The following is a 20,251-nucleotide window of genomic DNA, read 5'->3' as shown; positions in this document are numbered from 1 at the left end:
CCGGCGCATATCAGCGGCTCCATCACCCACAGCACCGGGCATGCGGCAGCGATTGTCGGGCACAAGGCGCAGTGGCGCGGGCTGGGGATGGACCTGGAGAATGTGCTGAGCCTGGAACGGGCGGAGCGCCTGGCCGGGGAAATCCTCACGGTTGATGAGCTGCAACGCATGGCCACCGTGCCGCGTGAGCAGATTGCTTTAGGGGTGACACTGACGTTTTCAGTAAAGGAGAGTTTGTTCAAGGCGCTCTACCCTATCGTGCAGAAACGCTTTTACTTTGAGCATGCCGAGGTGGTGGAGTGGTCGGAGGATGGCCGGGTGCGGTTGCGGCTACTGACGGACTTGTCCGAAGAATGGTGCCATGGCAAGGAATTGGTGGGGCAGTTTGCGGTGGACGGGGAGCAGTTGTTGAGTTTGGTGGCTGTTGGCGCCTGATAGAGTGCTTTCGCGAGCAAGCCCGCTCCCACAGTTGACTGCATTCCAACGCTGGAACTCGGTCGAATGTGGGAGCGGGCTTGCTCGCGAAAGCAGTATCAAGTTTTATCCTGATCCCGCGGCCAACTCAGGCTGAAGCACGCCCCACCCAAATTGTTGCTCTTGCCTATCAACGCCCTTCCGCCATGCCAATAAATGATCCGCCGCACAATCGACAGGCCCAGCCCGTGCCCGCCAGAGGCCCGCGTGCGGCTGTCGTCCAGGCGCAGGAACGGCGTGAAGATGCGCTCCCACGCGCTTTCCGGCACGCCGGGGCCGTCGTCTTCCACATCGATGCGGCAACGCACCTGGCCCACCTGGTAACTGATCAACACCTGGCCCTGGGCATGACGCATGGCGTTGCTCACCAGGTTCTGCAAGGCGCGGTGCAGGTAACGCGGTTCGGCGTCGACCCACGCGTCATCCCAATGCGCCGATGACAGGCAGATACCGCGACTCACCCTGACCTGCGGACGCAGTGGCGATAATTCGCCGATCACCTGATCAAGCAACGCGCTGAGGTCGACGCGCTGGAAATTCAGCTCCGGCGCCCCCTGCTCCAGGCGGGCATAGGTGAGCATTTCATCCACCAGGCCATCGAGGTCCTGGATATCGCTGTCCATGCCTTCCAGGTATTTGCGCCGCGCTTCGGCGGTGGTGGCGTCGCCGACCATCTCCAGGCCGAAGCGCAGGCGGGCTACCGGTGTGCGCAACTCGTGGGACACCGCGCGCACCAATTCGCGCTGGATCGCCAGCAATTGCTGCAAATGCTCGGCCATGCCATTAAAGGCTGCCGCCAGGCGCCCTACCGAATCAGCGCCCCGGGCCGGTACGCGTACTTCCAGGTTGCCCTTGGCAATGCGGGTGGCCGCCGCCTCCAAGCCCCTGAGGCGCCGTTCGAGCTGACGCACCAGTAAATAGACGATCAGGCCAATCAGGGTCAGGCTGATCAGCGCGATCAGGATCAACCATTGCGGCGGGTACGGGTTCATCTGGTACAGCGGGCCGATCTCCAGCACCCACGGCGTGCCGACCATGCCGGCAAACACGCGGATCGAATCGCCGCCCTTGCCCAGGGCCATCACCGTATCGCCCTCCGATACGCGGCGACGCTGGTCGTCGTCCATGTCGGCCTCATCCGGGGTCATGAGGTGCATGTCAAAACCAAAGCCTTTGGCCTCTTTTATGTCCGCCAGCTTTTGCGGCTGCTCGGCGACGGGAAAGCGCACCAATTCGTCAGCCAGCAAGTAAATAGTGGCGCGGGCCAGTTGCTCGCTGATTTGCTGCACTTCACCGGTGAGCACCCATTGTTCCCCCTCGCTGACCAGACGCAATACCCGCGCCGCATGAGGCCCGGTCTGCTCCACCAGCACCTGTCCACGTTGCAGGCGACTGCGCTGGCTCAGGTCCAGTTGCGCATCGGCCAGGGGGCGCAATTCCAGAGGAATCCCCAGCAAGCGCTCCCACACCGCCAAGGCGCGCTGGCGTTCGATGGCGCTCATGGGTTGCAGGTTGTCGCCCATCAAGGCAAAGGTGCCGTGGGCCAGGCGCTCGCGGTACTGGCCGCTGCGCACCTCGTTGAGCAGGTGCAAGGCCAGCACACCGAGCAGTGCCACCAGGATCAGCGCGGCGCACATGCCGCCATAGATGCGCAGGAAGATCGAGTTCACAGCGACAGGTCAGCGGCGGCTTCGGGGACGAACAGGTAGCCTTTGCTGCGGATGGTCTTGATCAAGCGTGGATGGATCGGGTCGTCGCCGATCTTGGGCCGGATACGCGAGATACGCACATCAATGGAGCGGTCCTGGCCGTCATAGCCAATGCCACGCAGGGCGATGAAGATTTCTTCGCGGGAGAGGATGCGCCCGGCATTCGCCACCAGCAGCCACAACAGGTCGAATTCGGCGCTGGTCAATTCGATACCGCCTTCATGCAACCAGGCTTCGCGCAGGGCGTTGTCCACCACCAACGGGCCGAATTGCAGGCGGCGCTGGTTTTCCACGCTGGCCGGTTCGCTGCGCCGCAGCAAAGCCTGGATACGCGCCAGCAACAGGCGTGGGCGCACAGGTTTGCACACGTAGTCGTCGGCGCCCATGTCCAGGCCGAGGACCTGGTCCATGTCGTCGGTGCGCGCGGTCAGCATCAGGATCACCCCGTCGTAGCGTTCGCGCACCTTGCGGCAGATGCTCAAGCCATCTTCCCCGGGCAGCATCAGGTCGAGGATCACCAGGTCCGGCTGTTCGGCGACGATGCGTGCCGCCGCCCGCGCCCCGTCACTTTCCACCGAAACGCGCAGGCCGTTGCTCTCCAGGTAATCCCGGGTCAACTCGGCCAGTCGCTCGTCGTCCTCGACGATCAGTATTTGCCAGGCTTCTTGCTCCACGGGGGCTCCTTGTTTTTATAAGAGATTCTTTCGTGTGGAAGCGAACTCCCACAGGCTTGATCTTCGCCCGGCCTACCTTATTTGTAATGTTTTGAGGGCATAAAGGATGTCGATTGTAGCCACGGGCCAGCCCCCTGACACAAGCCTGGAAATCCATTCGGTGATCGCGTTTTTTTGTGATAGGGTTCGCGCCCTCAAAAATCCAACCGGCTGTTTTTACCTTGGAATATTCAGTGACAAACGGCCGAATCCAGCAGTAGTGCGGCCTACACGGGTGTTCCACGTTTCATACACATTTTACCCACAGCGTTATCCACAGGTAGTGCGTTGCTAAGCCCCCGAAAACGCATTATCTTGTACCTCGGCGCTAAAAAAACCCTACATGTAGGGTTTTAAGCGAAAAACCAAACACAGATCAGACAAGAAATTCAAGAGGTTTCTTGCGCCCGTTTGGTTGAACCAAAGCATTTTTTGAAAGCCCAAACCGCGCACGCGGATGGCAAGCGTTTTCCAGCCCAACGGGCAGAAAACGGTACGGGTGTTGCAGTGCTTGAAGCGGGCAACTGTCACCCACCAGGAATACGGTCAAGGGCTTTTCAGCCCCGAACCGAAGACTTCGGCATGGAAGCGGCGCGAACAGCTCCCTTCCTCCTGTCCCGAAGTTGTTATGCCAGGCCCTTGGCCTGTTGTAAGTGCTTCAGGACGGAACGGTGGGCACCGTGATGGTGCCCAAATAAATATAGAATGTGGAGACAACCCCCCATGCAAACCGACACAACTCGCGAGAACCCGCAAGGCTCCGTGCCGCAGGCCGCCGATTCGAACCTGGATCTGTCCGCCACCGCACCCGGCCAATTGCGAGTGATCAAGCGTAACGGCACTGTCGTTCCTTACACCGATGACAAAATCACCGTCGCCATCACCAAAGCGTTTCTTGCAGTTGAAGGTGGCACCGCTGCTGCCTCGTCGCGCATCCACGACACCGTTGCCCGCCTGACCGAACAAGTCACCGCGACCTTCAAGCGTCGCATGCCGTCGGGCGGCACCATCCACATCGAAGAAATCCAGGACCAGGTCGAACTGGCCCTGATGCGTGCCGGCGAGCAGAAAGTAGCCCGCGACTACGTGATCTACCGCGACTCGCGCGCCAAGGAACGTGCCGTGCGCTCCCCGGCCGAAGAAGCTGCCGTACAAGCTCACCCATCGATCCGCATCACCCTGGCCGACGGCAGCTTTGCTCCGCTGGACCTGGGCCGCCTGAACACCATCATCACCGAGGCCTGCGAAGGCCTGGAAGAAGTCGACGGTGACCTGATCCAGCGCGAAACCCTGAAGAACCTGTACGACGGCGTGGCCCTGACCGACGTCAACACCGCCCTGGTGATGACCGCCCGTACCCTGGTTGAACGCGAGCCGAACTACTCGTTCGTGACCGCGCGCCTGCTGATGGACACCCTGCGTGCCGAAGGCCTGGGCTTCCTGAAAGTCGCCGACAGCGCCACTCACCACGAGATGGCTGACCTGTACGCCAAGGCCCTGCCGGCCTACATCGCCAAGGGTATCGAATTCGAATTGCTGAACCCGGTCCTGGCCACCTTCGACCTGGAAAAACTGGGCAAGGCCATCAACCACGAGCGCGACCAGCAGTTCACCTACCTGGGCCTGCAAACCCTGTACGACCGTTACTTCATCCACAAGGACGGTATCCGCTTCGAACTGCCGCAAGTGTTCTTCATGCGCGTGGCCATGGGCCTGGCGATCGAAGAGAAGCAGAAAGAAGACCGTGCGATCGAGTTCTACAACCTGCTGTCGTCCTTCGACTACATGTCGTCGACCCCGACCCTGTTCAACGCCGGCACCCTGCGTCCACAGCTGTCGAGCTGCTACCTGACCACCGTGCCGGATGACCTGTCGGGCATCTACCACGCGATCCACGACAACGCCATGTTGTCCAAATTCGCCGGCGGCCTGGGCAACGACTGGACACCGGTGCGCGCACTGGGTTCGTACATCAAGGGCACCAACGGCAAGTCCCAGGGCGTTGTACCGTTCCTGAAAGTGGTGAACGACACTGCTGTAGCCGTGAACCAGGGTGGCAAGCGCAAAGGCGCGGTGTGTGCTTACCTGGAAACCTGGCACATGGACATCGAAGAGTTCATCGAGCTGCGCAAGAACACCGGTGATGATCGTCGTCGTACCCACGACATGAACACCGCCAACTGGATCCCTGACCTGTTCATGAAGCGTGTCTTCGATGACGGCAAGTGGACCCTGTTCTCGCCATCCGAAGTGCCGGACCTGCACGACCTGACCGGTAAAGCCTTCGAAGAGCGCTACGAGTACTACGAAGCCCTCACCGAGTACCCAGGCAAGGTCAAGCTGTTCAAGACCATCCAGGCCAAAGACCTGTGGCGCAAAATGCTGTCCATGCTGTTTGAAACCGGCCACCCATGGCTGACCTTCAAGGACCCGTGCAACCTGCGCAGCCCGCAGCAGCACGTGGGCGTGGTCCACAGCTCGAACCTGTGCACCGAGATCACCTTGAACACCAACAAGGACGAAATCGCCGTTTGCAACCTGGGCTCGATCAACCTGCCGAACCACATCGTCAACGGCCAGTTGGACACCGCCAAGCTGCAACGCACCGTCAACACCGCGGTTCGCATGCTCGATAACGTGATCGACATCAACTACTACTCGGTGCCACAGGCGCAGAACTCCAACTTCAAGCACCGTCCGGTTGGCCTGGGCATCATGGGCTTCCAGGACGCGCTGTACCTGCAGCACATTCCTTACGGTTCGGATGCTGCGGTCGAGTTCGCCGACAAGTCCATGGAAGCGGTCAGCTACTACGCGATCCAGGCGTCCTGCGACCTGGCCGACGAGCGCGGCGCCTACGAGACGTTCCAGGGTTCGCTGTGGTCCAAAGGCATCCTGCCGCTGGATTCGCAACAGATCCTGATCGAAGCCCGTGGCCAGAAGTACATCGACGTTGACCTGAACGAATCCCTGGACTGGGCACCGGTACGTGCCCGTGTGCAGAAAGGCATTCGTAACTCCAACATCATGGCCATCGCACCGACCGCCACCATCGCCAACATCACCGGCGTGTCGCAGTCGATCGAACCGACCTACCAGAACCTGTATGTGAAATCGAACCTGTCGGGCGAATTCACCGTGATCAACCCGTACCTGGTTCGCGACCTGAAAGCCCGTGGCCTGTGGGACTCGGTCATGATCAACGACCTGAAGTACTACGACGGTTCCGTGCAGCAGATCGAGCGCATCCCGCAAGAACTCAAAGAGCTCTACGCGACCGCCTTCGAAGTGGACACCAAGTGGATCGTTGACGCCGCCAGCCGTCGTCAGAAGTGGATCGACCAGGCCCAGTCCCTGAACCTGTACATCGCCGGCGCTTCGGGCAAGAAGCTGGACGTGACCTACCGCATGGCGTGGTACCGTGGCCTGAAAACCACTTACTACCTCCGTGCCCTGGCTGCGACCAGCACCGAGAAGTCGACCATCAACACCGGTAAGCTGAACGCTGTTTCCAGCGGCGGCAACCACGGTGACGACTCGGTTCTCGCCGCTCCAGCCGGTCCGGCCCCTGTGCCTAAGGCCTGCGCGATCGACGAGCCGGATTGCGAAGCTTGCCAATAAGCTGAGCCGGTAGGCGCGTAAAGGCGCCTATCTAAGAACCCCCGCCAAGCCCCCCTGGGTTTGCCGGGGTTTTCTTTTGCCTGGCGATTATCTCTTCCGGGCAGAGGTCCACCTGTAGTGAGCGGGCTTGCCCCGCGCTGGGCGGCGAAGCCGCCCCAACCAGAGCGCCGTGGTGTTTCGCAAAGACCGAGGTGCTTGGGTTTAGGGCGGCTTCGCCCCCCAGCGCGGGGCAAGCCCGCTCACTACAAGGTCGCCGATGTCGGCTATGAATATAGCCGCCACAAAAAAGCCCCTCGAGTGAGGGGCTTTTTTGTGGAGCGTTAACTCATCAGGTCATCTGAATGATGGTCTGCATGATGGTGCTCTGGGTGGAGATGGTCTTGGCGTTTGCCTGATAGTTGCTCTGGGCCTTGATCAGGTCCACCAGCTCGTTGGTCAGGTTAACGTTGGAGTTCTCCAGGGAGTTGGCCACGATCGAACCCAGGGTGCCGGCTTGCGGAGTGTCGTAACCCGGCTGGCCCGATGCAAAGGTCTCTCTCCAGGTGGTGCCGCCCGCTGGCTGCAGGCCTTGTTCGTTGTTGAAGCTGGCCAGGGAGATCTGGCCGATGGCCTTGCTCTGCTGGTTGCTGAACGTGGCGAACAGTACGCCGCTGCCGTCGATTTTCAGGCCGGTGATCTGGCCAGTCGCATAACCGTCGGTGGTCGGCGGGTTGCGGTAGGTGGCCGAGTTGTATTGGGTGATGTTGCCCATGTTGATCGCGATGCCGGTAGGGTTGGCAGTCGCACCGTTTGCCTTCCACACACCGTTGGTCACGGTACCCGGCACCCAGCCGGTGATGGTCAGGGTATTACCGGTCACGCCTGTCCCAGCAACACTGGTGAGCTTGCCGGAACCATCAAAGGTCAGCGTCGTCGCAGCAGGTGGCGCAGTGCCTGCGCCTGTGCCCGTTGGCAGTGTGCCGTCCGGGTTACGGCCATCGATCAGCGTGTAGGATTTCCAGACGTTGCTGTCGGTCTTGACCAGGTACTGCACCATCGGGTGAGCGTTACCTTGGTTGTCGTACAAGGTGGTGCTGTATTGGGTGGTGAAAGTACTGGTGTCGCTTGGGTCAAACGGCTTGGTCGTCTGGTTGATCACCGCTTCTGAAGAGTTCAGGTTACTGGTGGAATCCACCTTGGTGGACGCCTTCGGCGGCAGGTTCGACAGGTTCAGTTGCAGGTCGGTCAGGCCGCCCTTGATGATATTGCCATCGGCGTCCGCCGCGTAGCCTTGCAGGCGCGAGGTGCCGGTGTTGTTGGTGATGTAGCCGTCTTTGTCGGCACGGAAGGCACCACTACGGGTGTATTCCAGCGAACCGTCGCTGGCCTTCTGCACGAAGAAGCCGCCGCCCTGGATCGCCATGTCCAGGATGCCGCCGCTGTTGTTCACGTCACCCTGGGTGAACTGCTGGGACACAGCCGCCAGGTTCACACCGTTGCCGATGCTGTTCTGGCCGGTGCCCAGTTTGGAGGCCGCGTAGATGTCCGCGAATTCCGCACGGGACGACTTGAAGCCCGTGGTCGCGACGTTGGCGATGTTGTTGCCGGTCACGTCCAGTTGTTTGTTGGCCGCATAGAGGCCGCTCAGGCCGATGTTAAAAGACATGTTTCTCTCCTTCTGCCGTATTTAGCCGGCTCTATGTACCGATAGTCTGAATTTGCGACAGCTTGACGCTGCCCATGCCGCCTGCAAGGTTCAACAGCATTTCGCCGCCGGTCTTGCTCAGCGTCACGCTGGTAACGGTTGCCGGCAGCGAAGTGGCCAAGGCAACCGAGTCACCCTTGTCGTTCTTCGTGGTGGCGGCAAAGGTGTAGGTACCGGCAGGGGCGACTTCGCCCTTGTCGTTCTTGCCATCCCAGATAAAGCTCGCATCGCCAGCGCTCTGGGCACCCATGTCGATGGTGCGCACCACGTTGCCGTCCTTGTCGGTGATCTTCACGGAGACGTTACCCGTCGCCGCCGTCACCGCCACCGAACCGGTCATGCTCTTGCTGGTATCAACCATGGCCTTGTCGGTCTGGGTGATGATCGAACGCCCCACCAGCGACGACGCTTGCAGCGCTTGCGACGAGCTGAAGTTGCTGGAGATCGCGTTCACCGAATCGTTCAGGGTGTTGATCCCTTCCAGGCTGCTGAACTGCGCCAGTTGCGCCACGAACGCGCCGTTGTCCTGAGGCGACAGCGGGTTCTGGTTTTTGAGCTGGGTCACCAGCAGTTGCAGGAATGCGTCCTTGCCCAGCGACTGGTTGCCCGTCGCCGCCTTGGAAGCATCACCGACGCTGCTGTTGTCTGTCGCGGACTTGACCTTCGAGTTGAAAAGGTCCTGAACCGCCGTGTTGGTAGAAGTGGTATCAACAATGGCCATTATTTGGCGCCCCTTATCACTGACCCAGGGTCAGGACCTTCTGCATCATGGTTTTGGCGGTGTTCATCATTTCCGCGTTGGTCTGGAACGAGCGGCTGGCAGAGATCATGTCAGCCATCTCCTCGACCACGTTGACGTTCGGGTAGTACACGTAGCCTTTTTCGTTCGCGGCCGGGTGGTTCGGCTCGTAGCGGGCTTCCAGGTTGCTCTGGTCTTCAACCACGCCGAGCACCTGCACGCCTTGGCCGGCGGCATCCTGGTTCTGGAACAGCGAATCGCTGCCGCCGCTCTGGCCGCCCTGGAACATGGTGGCGAACACCGGGTGACGGGCGCGGTAGGTCTGGTCAATGCTCGAAGACACGGTCTCGGCGTTGGCGATGTTACTGGCGACGGTGTTCAAACGCGTGGTCTGCGCGCTCATGCCACTGCCGGCAATATTGAAAACACTGGCTAGGGACATGGCTTACTCTCCACGCAGGGCTGACATCAGCCCTTTGAATTTACTGTTGAGCAGGGTGAAGCTGGCCTGGAAGTTCACCGAGTTCTCGGCGTAGGCCGATTGCTCCAGCTGGGCGTCGACGGTGTTCTGGTCGATCGACGGCTGCATCGGCGTGCGATACAGCAGCGACTCGTCACCATTGCCCAGGCCTTGCGCTTCAATGTGACGGGTATTGGTCACGTTCAAGGCGAAGGTGCCGTTCTTGGTCTTGTCCTGCTGTGCAGCGAGCACGGCGGAGAAGTCCAAATCCCGAGCCTTGTAGTTCGGGGTGTCGGCGTTGGCAATGTTGTTGGCCAAGACTTCAGCACGCTGGGCGCGGAAGCCCAGGGCTTGTTCGTGGATACCGAGCGCTTTATCGAAGCTGATGCTCATGGCGGAAACCTTTAGGCTGACCTGCTTTTCGTAACTGGGTTATAGCAAGGCGCATGCCAATTAACGAAAAGGCCGTAACTCAAGGGTTTGCGAGGGGTTTGCCGGTGGCAATGCCAGAAAAGCGGCAACGGGTTTCCGCGTGGCGCCAGTAAAGCGGCAATGGTGAGTTGCCGCCTTCATTTACCTTGCCGCAAAACAAATGTGGGAGCGGGCTTGCTCGCGAATGCGGCAGGTCAGTCAATTTATATCTGACTGACAAACCGCATTCGTGAGCAAGCCCGCTCCCACATTGTTAACCGCGTAACTCTTACTTGGCCTGGTAGATGATCCCCGGGCTGCACTGCACCATCTGGTAATGATCCGGCAGACCGTTCAGCGCTTCGGAAGCACCAAGGAACAGATAGCCGCCACGCTTGAGCGTGCCGTGGATGCGCAACAGGATGTCTTTCTTCACTTCGGCCGAGAAGTAGATCAGCACGTTGCGGCAGAACACCATGTCGAACTTGCCCAGGCTGGCGTAGCTGTCGAGCAGGTTGAACGAGCGGAACTCCACCCGGTTCTTGATCGGCGCCTTGACCGCCCAGCGCCCTGCCCCTTTCGGGTCAAAGTAACGCTGCAGGCGTTCCTGGGACAAACCACGGCCCAGGGCCAGGCTGTCGTACTCGCCGGTCTTGCAGTTGGTGAGCATGGTGCCGGACAGATCGGTGGCAACGATTTGCGCACCGGCCTTCAATTGGCCCATGTTGGTCCGTTCGAACTCGTCGATAGCCATCGAGATCGAGTACGGTTCCTGCCCCGAGGAGCACGCCGCCGACCAGATGCGCAGGCGCTGGCCCGGGCTGGCCTTGATGGCTTCGGGCAGCACTTTGCTCTTGAGCACCTCGAAGGGGTAGGTATCCCGAAACCACAGGGTTTCGTTGGTGGTCATGGCATCGACCACCATCTCCTTGAGCCCGCTGCGCGGTTGACCCTGGATGCGCTGGACCAGCTCACCCAACGACTTGATGCCCTGCTGTTCCATCAGTTTGTTGAGACGGCTGGATACCAGGTACTGCTTGTTTTCACCGAGCAATATGCCACAGGCTTTTTCCAGGAAGACCCGGAACTGTTCGAAATCCAAATTACCCGTAGACAATGATACCGCCTCTTAAATCGTGTGACCGCCAGGGGAAATCCCCTAGCCGTGATCTGCTGCCTTGATCCGGTCGACTACCCGGGATGCCAGGTCATCAGGGCGGAATTTGGCCAGGAAGTCATCGGCGCCGACCTTCTTGACCATCGCCTGATTGAATACACCCGACAACGAAGTATGCAGGATGATATGTAGTTTTTGCATGCGCGGATCGTTGCGTATCTCGGCCGTGAGGGTGTAGCCGTCCATTTCCGGCATCTCGATGTCGGAAATCATCATCAGGAATTCTTCTTCGGGCTTCTTGCCCTCATCCACCAGCGTGCGCAGGTAATCCAGGGCCTGGCGGCCGTCGTTGAGCGCGACCACTTCCACCCCGACGGTTTGCAGGCAACGAGTGACCTGTTTGCGCGCCACGGAGGAGTCATCCACGGTCAACACCCGCAGCGATACAGCCTTGTGCGCGGTTTCGGCATCGACCACACCCACCGAGATGTTCTCCGAGGTCGGCGCCACTTCGGCGAGGATCTTCTCCACGTCGATGATTTCCACCAACTGGTTGTCGACCCGCGTCACCGCCGTGAGGTAGTGATCGCGGCCGGTGCCCTTGGGCGGCGGATGGATCTCTTCCCAGTTCATGTTGACGATGCGCTCCACCGAGCGCACCAGGAAGCCCTGGGTCTTGGTGTTGTACTCGGTGATGATCACGAACGGGCTCTCACGGTCCTGCAAACCGGCAGAACCGGTGGCCATGGCCAGGTCAAGAATCGGGATCGTCGCCCCGCGGATGTTGGCAACGCCACACACCACCGGGCTGGACTTGGGCATGATCGTCAGCTTGGGACACTGCAGCACTTCCCGCACCTTGAACACGTTGATGCCATATAGCTGCTTGCCGTCCAGGCGAAAAAGCAACAACTCCAGGCGATTCTGCCCTACCAGCTGTGTGCGCTGGTTTACTGAATCCATTACACCTGCCATGCCCAGACTCCTACGCTAAAACCTAAGGGGTACGACGCGTACCCAACATTAAACGGCACGAGCTTTGCTTTTTATTGGTCATGAACCTTAAAACGACAGTTTCCCGACGCCTTGCTCCCCAACGACTACGTAGCCTGCTCTGCGCGTCGCTGGCATTGCTTGCCGTGGGCACAGGGGCCACGGCCCGCGCAGATAACGTCACCTTGCCTGATCTACTTATCGGCGTCACCCAAGGCTTTCTTGAGTTCACTGTAGAAGATTATCTGGCGACCACCCAGACGCCCGGACGCTACGAAATCCAGGTCAACCAGCTGGACCCCCGCCTGCGCATGCCGGCGTGCGACAAGGAATTGACAGCCACCCTGGAAAGCCCGGCCCAGCCGATTGGCCGCGTGACGGTAAAAGTACGCTGTGAAGGTGCCTCGCCCTGGACGGTGTTCGTGCCGGCGCAGGTCAAGCTGTTCCGTGACGTGGTGGTTGTGACCCGCCCGCTCAAGCGCACCGGCATCATTGGTGACCAGGACGTCGCCCTACGTGAACGGGATATCAGCCTGATCAACCAGGGCTACCTGACTTCGCTGGACCAGGCCATCGGGCAGAAATTGACCCGACCAATGGTCACTGACCAAGTGATAACCCTGGTGCATCTGGAGCAGGCCGAGGTTGTGCGCAAGGGCGATCAGGTGGTGATCTCTGCCAGCAGCGGCGCGCTGAACGTGAAAATGCCCGGGGAGGCGCTGTCCAACGGCGGCATGAGCGAGCAGATCCGCGTGAAAAACCTGAATTCCAACCGCGTGATCAAGGCGCGGGTGACAGCCCCCGGTCAAGTCGAGGTGGCTTTATAGATCACTGGTATCGGACGCCAGCTTTTCCTACACTGTGCGCCAGACGTTCGCGCAAACAGGTTTATTGTCAATCGAGCCTAAAGTTTGTCCGGGTATGGCCGAAAACATGGCAAGCGTCCAAATACCCAGAGGTTTTTTTATTATGGTCATTGATTTCAGCCGTTTGAATAACGCCCAGGCTTTGCCCGGTTCTACGCGCACCAGCGGTGCCAAGGACAGCGTAGATGCCAAGTCCCAGCCCCTGCCCGCCAAGGCAGAGCAGGCCGGTGCCAGCCAAAGCGGGGAATCGGTACACCTGAGCAATGAGGCTCAACAGTTGCAGAAGGTCACTGACTCGCTGCGCGATCAACCGGTAGTCAACAAAGCCCGTGTGGCCGAGTTGAAACAGGCGATCGCCGATGGCAGCTATAAAGTCGACAGCAACCGTGTAGCCAGCAAGCTGCTTAACTTCGAAGCCGAGCGCTAGGCAAAGGCCTGCGCAGGGCTTTTGGACGCTTAAAACCCAAGGCCAGCCATGCACCACGACGAACATTTGCTTCAACTGATCATTGACGATCTGGCGCCGACGCAACATTTGCTCGAGCTGCTCAAAGAAGAGTCCCTGGCCTTGTACGGCCGGGACATGCGCTTGCTGGAGGAAATCCTCGCACGCAAGCAGTCGCTGATTGTGCTGCTGGAACAGCATGGCAAGAAGCGCAGCCAGATTCTCATCAGCCTGGGCCTGCCGGCTGATCACGACGGCCTCGCACAGCTGGCCAGTCACTCCTCGGTCGGCGACCAACTGCTGGCACAGAGCAACGCCCTCAATCTATTGCTCGCCCAGTGCCAGGAAGCCAACCTGCTCAACGGTCAGTCGATCCAGCTTCAGCAAGCCACGACCGCCAACCAGTTGCGTATACTCCACGGCGGAGAGCCTCCGGCCCTCTACAACGCCCAAGGCTCCACCTCGCGCCTGGTCAAGCCAAGCACTCGCAGCCAAGCCTGACGCCGGTTTTCAGCGCGCCCTATCCAAGGCGCGCTACATGCTGGCAAAATGCCTGTTCTTGCGTGAAGTCGTATTTTGTCTGGAGATGGAAGAACCGTGTTCAACGCCCTCAATGCGGAAGATGCCCCGCAGCCACCCAAGGTCCTCACCACGCCTCTGGAAATCGCCGGCACTTTGCGGATGCTGCAAGAAAGCCATGATCCGTTGATCATCACTTTCCATGAACGCAGCCAGCGCTTCCAAAGCTACCTGGTGGACGTTGACCGGGACAGCGGGACGCTGGCCCTGGACGAAATGATCCCGCGCGACGGTGAGCGCCACCTCGAAAATGGCGAACCGTTCCGCATCGAGGGTTTCCATGACGGCGTGCGTGTTGCCTGGGAAAGCAAGGGCACCCTGACCGTCAGCGAAAAAGACGGCCATCGCATCTACACCGGCAGTATGCCCGACGAGGTGGTCTACCATCAGCGCCGCAATGCCTTCCGCGCCGCATTGAAGCTGGCCCAACTGGTCAATATCGAATTGGGTGGCGAGAAGCTCAAGGCGCCGATCAGCGGCAAGTTGCTCGACATTTCCGCCACCGGCTGCAAACTGCGCTTTGAGGGTGATATCTCCGAGCGTCTGCAACTGGGCCAGGTCTACGATCGCTTTATCGCGGCCCTGCCCTTTGGCAGCATGACCACCTCAGTAGAGCTGCGTTACCTGCACTTTGAAGAGAAGATCAACACCACCTTTGCCGGCGTGCGTTTCCACAACATGAGCGGCCTGGTGCAGCGCCAGGTTGAGCGCTTCGTGTACCAGTTGCAGCGCGAAGCGCGTCGTTTCGATAAAGACGACGACTTCTAAGCTTTTTCGAGCGCAATAAAAAACGGGCAGATCCTGATGGGATCTGCCCGTTTTTGCTTTCAGGGCCGCGCGCGGCTCAGGTCGTGAGGGTGGTCATCCGGGTCCAGAAGCGGCGGCGGCCCTTCGACAACGGACTCATCCACCACCGGCGCCGGATCGGTTTCGGGCGCGGGATCCACGGGCGTGGCCTGCATCTGTTCCTGCACCACCGCCTCGTCCACCCGTGGGTCAAGGCAAGCCACCAGGGGCGAGCTGGACATGCTGTCAGGCATCGCCACGTGGTGCAGCGGCGCGTCGTCCACCTGATGCAAGTTGGTCACCGCCTTCGGCCGGATACGCCACACCAGGATCAACGCACACAGGCTGAAGAACGCATAGAGCATGTGACTGCCAAACAGCTTCATCGCCACACCCGCCAGCAGCGGCCCGATGCTGGCGCCAATGCCGTAGGTCACCAGCAACATGGCGGTCAGCGACACCCGGCGATCACCTTCGACGTGGTCATTGGAAAACGCCACGGCCAGCGGGTACAGGCAGAACTGCACCAGCGAACACAGGAAACCGGCGACGAACAATACCTCCAGCGGCACCTGCGACAGGATCGCCAGGGGCAATGCCGCCACCGCGAGGCACAACGCAAAGCAGCGAATCAGCAAAGCCCGGTCATAGCGGTCCGACAACCAGCCCAACGGCCACTGCACCAGCAGGCCGGCAAAAATACAGCAGCCCATGAACAGGCCGACCTGTTCGGTCGTCAGCCCTTGCTGTGACGCATAGAGCGGCGCCAAACCGTAGAACGAACCCACGATCACCCCTGCTCCCAGCACCGTACTCAGTGACTGCGGTACCCGTTTAATGAAGAAACGCGGCTCCATCGGCGCCGGGTGCAGCGGCGCGGGGTGGATGCGTCGAGTCATGGCCACCGGCACCAGGCACAGGGCAAAGCACACCGCGACCAGCATCAGCAGTTCAAGTCCAAGCTGGGGGTGCATGACCAGAATCAATTGCCCCAACACCAGGCCCAGGTAGGACGCAATCATGTAGCCACTGAACACTACGCCACGTTGCTTGGCGTCTGCCTGCTCGTTGAGCCAGCTTTCAATGACCATGTACTGGCACATCATCCCCAAACCCACGATCGTACGCAGCACGATCCAGGCCGGCAGCCAGTTGATCAACCCGTGGCCGAGCACCGCCGCACCGACGATGCCGGCACAGGTGGCGTAGGCGCGAATATGCCCGACCCGGGCGATCAGGCGGTGCCCGATCTTGCCGCCCAGCACCAGGCCAAAGTAGTTGGCGGCCATCAACGCACCCACCCACAGGCTGTCGACATGGTCGGCGGCCAGGCGCAGGGCCAGGTAAGTGCTGAGCAGGCCGGAGCCGATCAGCATCATCAAGGAGGCGAAATAAAGGGCTCGAAAAGATTTCCAGATCTGGCGCATCGGCGTTCCGAGCGGCTCCTTGCAGTGAGAGACAGGGCTATCGGCATGATAGTCCGGGGTTGCCGGATCCGGACAGGCGGTATCGGCTGTTTCCGGGGAATTTTTTGCTTAATAGCTCAGACGCTGCTTGATCGCCCGGGAGGTACACCGGTTGCAACAAATACATAGCGCATTGGCTGTGAACCCTGATCGCCCGCAAGGTTCGACGCGATGTGGGCACCCGCCCACAAAAAAGCCCCGCCAGAACAGTCTGAGCGGGGCTTTGAATCTGGTGTCCCAGGGCCGGTTCGAACGGCCAACCTTCCCCTTAGGAGGGGGATGCTCTATCCAATTGAGCTACTGGGACAAATGACAGGCGCCTGCCAAGCGGGCGGCGACGGACGGCGTGCATGTTAACGGCCAGGTTGGCGTTTGTCATGTCGTCCGTAGGCTTTTTGAGTGTAGGCCGCACCTTAGCCAATAGATCCACGTTTCACCCAGCAATGCCGGGCACTTGGCGGCATCGTGCAAAATGCAATCCTGCGAATTGCCCGTCTTGCAAAATGCAACGAGCCCGCACTTTAAATTACGCCTAACCATTTGATTTTATTAACTTAAAAGGTTGGCACGAGGCCTGCAACACATATCCTACAAAACTCATCCGGCCCAGCCACTGCGGAGCACAAGAACATGAACAGCGCCCTTCTGTTGACCCTTAATGCTGCAGCCTTGGCGGCACTGGTCATGTTTCATTTCCAATCCGCCCACTCCGAAGACGCAGAGCAAATCAGCCAGGCGGTGCCTCATCACCTGCAACAGCGCCCACAACTGGCTGTGATGACGCCCGGTGCGCAATCACCGATTCGCGTGAATACCCAGGCGACACCTGCCTCCGAACACTGGATTTTCTGAGGTGGCGGCCATGAACAAACCTGCCTGGCTGTTGCTGTGCCTGACCCTCGGCGCAGGCATTTTTGGCCTGAACACATCCGCCCAGGACGGGCAGACCACTGCATTCATCGCTACCGGGGTATTTGCCAGCCTGCTGGTGCTATCGCTCATCGTTGGCCGCCGATTCAAATTTGACCCGGTGTTGCGCTGACACCTCCTGCAGCCCCCCCACCGCTACCTTATGTCGCCTAGCCCTAGTAAATCGGCAAATTGCCACTAGTCTTAAAATTAAGGGCAAAAGGCCATATTGCTATAGGATGTGCGGCCTCAAACCCTGTGGTGGCCTGGACTTACGGGAAGTTCCCTTGCGGAATCACTCGTGGAAAAGTTTTCCAACCAGTCCGCAAAAATGCAAATCAGTGCTGGCATAAAGCCTTTAGGCAGTTCAATATTTGTCACAGAATTGACGCCAAGGAACTGTCAAATCTGAGGCATGATGCGGCCTCTTTGCAATTCGGGTTGAACTTTGGTCGTGAGTCTTGTCTTAACACTCATCTTGCGGCCAATTCCAAAAACCGCTCCCCTGAACTAACCGGTTAAATATATGCGCCCATTGAAACAGGCAATTTATTCCAGCCGTACGGCTGACAAGTTCGTCGTACGTCTGCCAGACGGAATGCGGGAACGCATTGCCGAGGTGGCTCGCAATCATCACCGCAGCATGAACTCCGAAATCATCGCGCGCCTGGAACAGAGCCTCATTCAGGAAGGTGCGTTGGGCGAAGAGTTGAGCATGCGCCTGGACAGCCCCGAGCTGTCACTGCACGAACGCGAACTGCTGCAGCGTTTTCGTCAGCTCTCCCACCGCCAGCAAAATGCTCTCGTCTCGCTTATTGCGCACGACGTTGAAGCGGCCGCAGAAGCCGACTGATCTGCAACTGAAAGCCGAAGCCAGCCATGTGCTGGCTTTTTTTTGCGCGTTTTTTTGTAGGAGCCGGCTTGCCGGCGATCCGGGCGACGTGGGCTGTCAGTTAGACCGAAGGGATGCGATCGCTGGCAAGCCAGCTCCTACGGGGAGCTGGTTTGCCTTGAGGGATCAAAGCAGGAAGATCGTGGCCAGGCCCAGGAAGATGAAGAAGCCGCCACTGTCGGTCATGGCCGTGATCATCACGCTGGCACCCATTGCAGGGTCGCGCCCAAGGCGCGCCAGGGTCATGGGGATCAACACCCCCATCAATGCGGCCAGCAGCAGGTTGAGCGTCATGGCGGCGGTCATGACGACGCCAAGCGACCAACTGCCGTACAGCAAGTAGGCCACGATACCGATCACCCCGCCCCACACCACGCCATTGATCAACGCAACCGCCAACTCCTTGCGCATCAGGCGTGATGTATTGCCGGTGTTCACCTGGTCCAGGGCCATGGCCCGCACGATCATGGTGATGGTCTGGTTACCCGAGTTACCCCCAATACCGGCCACAATCGGCATCAGCGCCGCCAGGGCCACCAATTTCTCGATCGAGCCTTCGAACAAGCCGATGACCCGAGACGCGATGAACGCCGTGATCAGGTTGATCGCCAGCCACGCCCAACGGTTACGCAGCGAGCGCCAGACCGAGGCGAAGATATCTTCCTCCTCACGCAGACCCGCCATGTTGAGGACTTCGGTTTCGCTCTCTTCACGAATCAGGTCGACCATTTCGTCGATGGTCAGTCGGCCGATCAGCTTGCCGTTCTTGTCGACCACCGGGGCCGAAATCAAGTCATAACGCTCGAAGGCCTGGGCGGCATCATAGGCGTCTTCGTCCGGGTGGAAACTCACCGGATCACTGGCCATGACATCCGCCACTTTCTTCTCGGGGTCATTGACCAGCAGACGCTTGATCGGCAGCACACCCTTGAGGATACCTTCGTAATCGACCACGAACAGCTTATCGGTGTGCCCCGGCAGCTCCTTGAGGCGGCGCAGGTAGCGCAGAACCACTTCCAGACTGACGTCTTCACGGATGGTGACCATCTCGAAGTCCATCAGGGCGCCAACCTGATCCTCGTCGTAAGACAAGGCGGAACGCACGCGCTCACGCTGCTGGCCGTCGAGGGCCTCCATCAGCTCATGGACAACGTCACGCGGCAGCTCAGGGGCCAAGTCTGCCAGTTCGTCGGCGTCCATCTCCTTGGCGGCAGCCAGGAGCTCGTGATCGTCCATGTCGGCGATCAGGGTTTCGCGAACCGAATCGGATACTTCGAGGAGGATGTCGCCGTCGCGGTCCGCCTTGACCAACTGCCAGAGAGTCAGTCGATCATCAAGCGGCAAGGCTTCAAGAATGTAGGCGACGTCGGCGGAGTGCAGGTCATCAAGCTTGCGTTGCAGCTCGACGAGGTTTTGCCGATGGACCAGGTTTTCGACGCGGTCGTGGTTCGGACCTTCCTGGCGGTGCGTGAGGTCTTCGACCACGCGCTGGCGCTGCAGCAGCTCGATGACTTGAGCCAGACGATCCTGCAGGCTTTCTTGTGTTTTCTTTACTTCTACTTCGGTCATAGGCGAACTCCACTCCCAGCAGCGGGGCACGCCGGAAGGATCAATCAGTCAATTCATGATTGGTAAAGCGGGGTACTGAGTAACTACTGGGTAAGTCCATGGAGGTATTCCACAAGCCCCGGCGGGGCTGACGGGCGCAATGATACACGCTGCGCGCGCTTTTAACGTCAAAAAACTGGAAAGAACAAGCGCTTGCGAGCCAAAGCTGAGCATCGGCTGCATCTATGAACTGCGACGACGTAGCGGAGAAGGAAAACACATGAAGGCAGGAGAAAAAGATGAAATCCTACACAAACCCCAGACGGCAAAAAGCCCGCACTCGGCGGGCTTTTTGTTTGTATGGTGCACTCGACAGGATTCGAACCTGTGACCGCTCGGTTCGTAGCCGAGTACTCTATCCAGCTGAGCTACGAGTGCAGTTTGTGTTTTTAGACCAGATCACAACTGGTTGAAGCCAAGCTACCTGCATCGCTGCAACTAACTCTTAAATGGTGCACTCGACAGGATTCGAACCTGTGACCGCTCGGTTCGTAGCCGAGTACTCTATCCAGCTGAGCTACGAGTGCATTTGTTGCCGCGCATTATAGGCCGTTCAATCTCTATGTAAAGCTATTTTTTCGTTTAATTTCAACAACTTAGCGAAAAAACCAGATTGCAACGTACTAAGCAAATAATGGCGGAGAACGGGGGATTCGAACCCCCGACACCCTTTTGAGGTGTACTCCCTTAGCAGGGGAGCGCCTTCGGCCACTCGGCCAGCTCTCCGCAACACGGGGCGTATATTAACCACGTTCATCCCCGTTTGCAAACATAAAAAA

The 20,251-nt window shown here is 59.3% G+C and carries 19 protein-coding genes and 4 tRNA genes; 9 read left to right on the top strand and 14 right to left on the bottom strand.

The features are described 5' to 3' along the window. On the top strand, nucleotides 1-435 hold a 435-nt coding region (locus HX803_RS28810), incomplete at its 5' end, for a 4'-phosphopantetheinyl transferase (RefSeq protein WP_178925528.1). 98 nt (nucleotides 436-533) lie between these two features. Here HX803_RS28810 and HX803_RS28805 read toward each other — a convergent pair. Together HX803_RS28805 and HX803_RS28800 are read right to left on the bottom strand one after the other, a co-directional pair. Beyond that, entirely contained in the window at nucleotides 534-2,144 is a 1,611-nt protein-coding gene (locus tag HX803_RS28805) for an ATP-binding protein (RefSeq protein ID WP_178925526.1), read from the bottom strand. Next, entirely contained in the window at nucleotides 2,141-2,857 is a 717-nt protein-coding gene (locus tag HX803_RS28800) for a response regulator (protein WP_178925524.1), read from the bottom strand. The genes HX803_RS28805 and HX803_RS28800 overlap by 4 nt, the downstream gene beginning before the upstream one ends. 762 nt (nucleotides 2,858-3,619) lie before the next feature. On the opposite strand from HX803_RS28800, the gene HX803_RS28795 reads away from it, so the two are divergent. Continuing rightward, entirely contained in the window at nucleotides 3,620-6,517 is a 2,898-nt protein-coding gene (locus tag HX803_RS28795) for a ribonucleoside-diphosphate reductase subunit alpha (protein WP_178925522.1), read from the top strand. Between the two features lie 328 nt (nucleotides 6,518-6,845). Here HX803_RS28795 and flgE read toward each other — a convergent pair whose 3' ends face one another. From flgE to HX803_RS28765, 6 genes are all read right to left on the bottom strand, one after another. Then, nucleotides 6,846-8,162: a flagellar hook protein FlgE gene (gene flgE / locus HX803_RS28790; RefSeq protein WP_178925520.1), complete on the bottom strand. Its 1,317-nt coding sequence runs from the start codon at nucleotides 8,160-8,162 to the stop codon at nucleotides 6,846-6,848. Between the two features lie 31 nt (nucleotides 8,163-8,193). Next, nucleotides 8,194-8,922 carry a flagellar hook assembly protein FlgD gene (gene flgD / locus HX803_RS28785; protein WP_178925518.1) on the bottom strand — a complete coding sequence of 243 codons (729 nt, stop codon included), beginning with the start codon at nucleotides 8,920-8,922 and terminating at the stop codon, nucleotides 8,194-8,196. A 16-nt stretch (nucleotides 8,923-8,938) separates the two neighbouring features. Then, nucleotides 8,939-9,382 carry a flagellar basal body rod protein FlgC gene (flgC, locus tag HX803_RS28780; protein ID WP_016973698.1) on the bottom strand — a complete coding sequence of 148 codons (444 nt, stop codon included), beginning with the start codon at nucleotides 9,380-9,382 and terminating at the stop codon, nucleotides 8,939-8,941. 3 nt (nucleotides 9,383-9,385) lie between these two features. Next, the gene (gene flgB, locus HX803_RS28775) at nucleotides 9,386-9,793 is read right to left on the bottom strand and encodes a flagellar basal body rod protein FlgB (protein WP_178925516.1); all 408 of its coding nucleotides are present in this window, start codon (nucleotides 9,791-9,793) and stop codon (nucleotides 9,386-9,388) included. Between the two features lie 307 nt (nucleotides 9,794-10,100). Beyond that, the gene (cheR, locus tag HX803_RS28770; protein WP_178925514.1) at nucleotides 10,101-10,928 is read right to left on the bottom strand and encodes a protein-glutamate O-methyltransferase CheR; all 828 of its coding nucleotides are present in this window, start codon (nucleotides 10,926-10,928) and stop codon (nucleotides 10,101-10,103) included. 42 nt (nucleotides 10,929-10,970) lie between these two features. After that, the gene (locus tag HX803_RS28765) at nucleotides 10,971-11,903 is read right to left on the bottom strand and encodes a chemotaxis protein CheV (RefSeq protein WP_178925512.1); all 933 of its coding nucleotides are present in this window, start codon (nucleotides 11,901-11,903) and stop codon (nucleotides 10,971-10,973) included. A gap of 80 nt (nucleotides 11,904-11,983) precedes the next feature. On the opposite strand from HX803_RS28765, the gene flgA reads away from it, so the two are divergent. From flgA to HX803_RS28745, 4 genes are all read left to right on the top strand, one after another. Beyond that, nucleotides 11,984-12,748, top strand: coding sequence for a flagellar basal body P-ring formation chaperone FlgA (gene flgA / locus HX803_RS28760; RefSeq protein ID WP_178925510.1), 765 nt, complete (start codon nucleotides 11,984-11,986; stop codon nucleotides 12,746-12,748). Between the two features lie 142 nt (nucleotides 12,749-12,890). Then, complete coding sequence (gene flgM / locus HX803_RS28755; RefSeq protein WP_176997946.1) at nucleotides 12,891-13,214, top strand: flagellar biosynthesis anti-sigma factor FlgM; 324 nt, start codon at nucleotides 12,891-12,893, stop codon at nucleotides 13,212-13,214. A 48-nt stretch (nucleotides 13,215-13,262) separates the two neighbouring features. Next, a complete protein-coding gene (locus HX803_RS28750) occupies nucleotides 13,263-13,733 on the top strand; it encodes a flagella synthesis protein FlgN (protein ID WP_176997947.1) in 471 nt (156 codons plus the stop codon). Between the two features lie 96 nt (nucleotides 13,734-13,829). Next, a complete protein-coding gene (locus HX803_RS28745; RefSeq protein WP_178925508.1) occupies nucleotides 13,830-14,579 on the top strand; it encodes a flagellar brake protein in 750 nt (249 codons plus the stop codon). A 59-nt stretch (nucleotides 14,580-14,638) separates the two neighbouring features. Here the strand turns inward: HX803_RS28745 and HX803_RS28740 are convergent, their stop codons facing one another. Both HX803_RS28740 and HX803_RS28735 read right to left on the bottom strand, forming a co-directional pair. Next, the gene (locus tag HX803_RS28740) at nucleotides 14,639-16,024 is read right to left on the bottom strand and encodes an MFS transporter (protein WP_178925499.1); all 1,386 of its coding nucleotides are present in this window, start codon (nucleotides 16,022-16,024) and stop codon (nucleotides 14,639-14,641) included. Nucleotides 16,025-16,293: 269 nt separating this feature from the next. Next, nucleotides 16,294-16,370 (bottom strand) — tRNA-Arg (locus tag HX803_RS28735). A 323-nt stretch (nucleotides 16,371-16,693) separates the two neighbouring features. Here HX803_RS28735 and HX803_RS28730 point away from each other — a divergent pair. From HX803_RS28730 to HX803_RS28720, 3 genes are all read left to right on the top strand, one after another. Beyond that, nucleotides 16,694-16,915 carry a hypothetical protein gene (locus HX803_RS28730; RefSeq protein WP_178925497.1) on the top strand — a complete coding sequence of 74 codons (222 nt, stop codon included), beginning with the start codon at nucleotides 16,694-16,696 and terminating at the stop codon, nucleotides 16,913-16,915. Between the two features lie 10 nt (nucleotides 16,916-16,925). Further along, on the top strand, nucleotides 16,926-17,105 hold the full coding sequence (locus HX803_RS28725) for a PA3371 family protein (RefSeq protein WP_178925494.1): 180 nt from the start codon (nucleotides 16,926-16,928) through the stop codon (nucleotides 17,103-17,105). Between the two features lie 393 nt (nucleotides 17,106-17,498). Beyond that, nucleotides 17,499-17,825, top strand: coding sequence for an Arc family DNA-binding protein (locus tag HX803_RS28720; protein ID WP_024076996.1), 327 nt, complete (start codon nucleotides 17,499-17,501; stop codon nucleotides 17,823-17,825). Between the two features lie 165 nt (nucleotides 17,826-17,990). On the opposite strand, the gene mgtE is transcribed toward HX803_RS28720, so the two are convergent. The 4 genes from mgtE to HX803_RS28700 form a co-directional block, all read right to left on the bottom strand. Continuing rightward, the gene (gene mgtE / locus HX803_RS28715) at nucleotides 17,991-19,433 is read right to left on the bottom strand and encodes a magnesium transporter (protein ID WP_176997952.1); all 1,443 of its coding nucleotides are present in this window, start codon (nucleotides 19,431-19,433) and stop codon (nucleotides 17,991-17,993) included. 340 nt (nucleotides 19,434-19,773) lie between these two features. Next, nucleotides 19,774-19,850: transfer RNA gene (locus HX803_RS28710), tRNA-Arg, on the bottom strand. Between the two features lie 72 nt (nucleotides 19,851-19,922). Then, a tRNA-Arg gene (locus HX803_RS28705) sits at nucleotides 19,923-19,999 on the bottom strand. Between the two features lie 108 nt (nucleotides 20,000-20,107). Further along, nucleotides 20,108-20,198: transfer RNA gene (locus tag HX803_RS28700), tRNA-Ser, on the bottom strand. Nucleotides 20,199-20,251 lie beyond the last annotated feature (53 nt).

The sequence above is a fragment of the Pseudomonas sp. P7548 genome (assembly GCF_013386585.1).
Lineage (GTDB): Bacteria > Pseudomonadota > Gammaproteobacteria > Pseudomonadales > Pseudomonadaceae > Aquipseudomonas.
The sequence above is the reverse complement of the archived record's forward strand: the minus strand, read 5'-3'. Positions and strand labels throughout refer to the sequence as shown.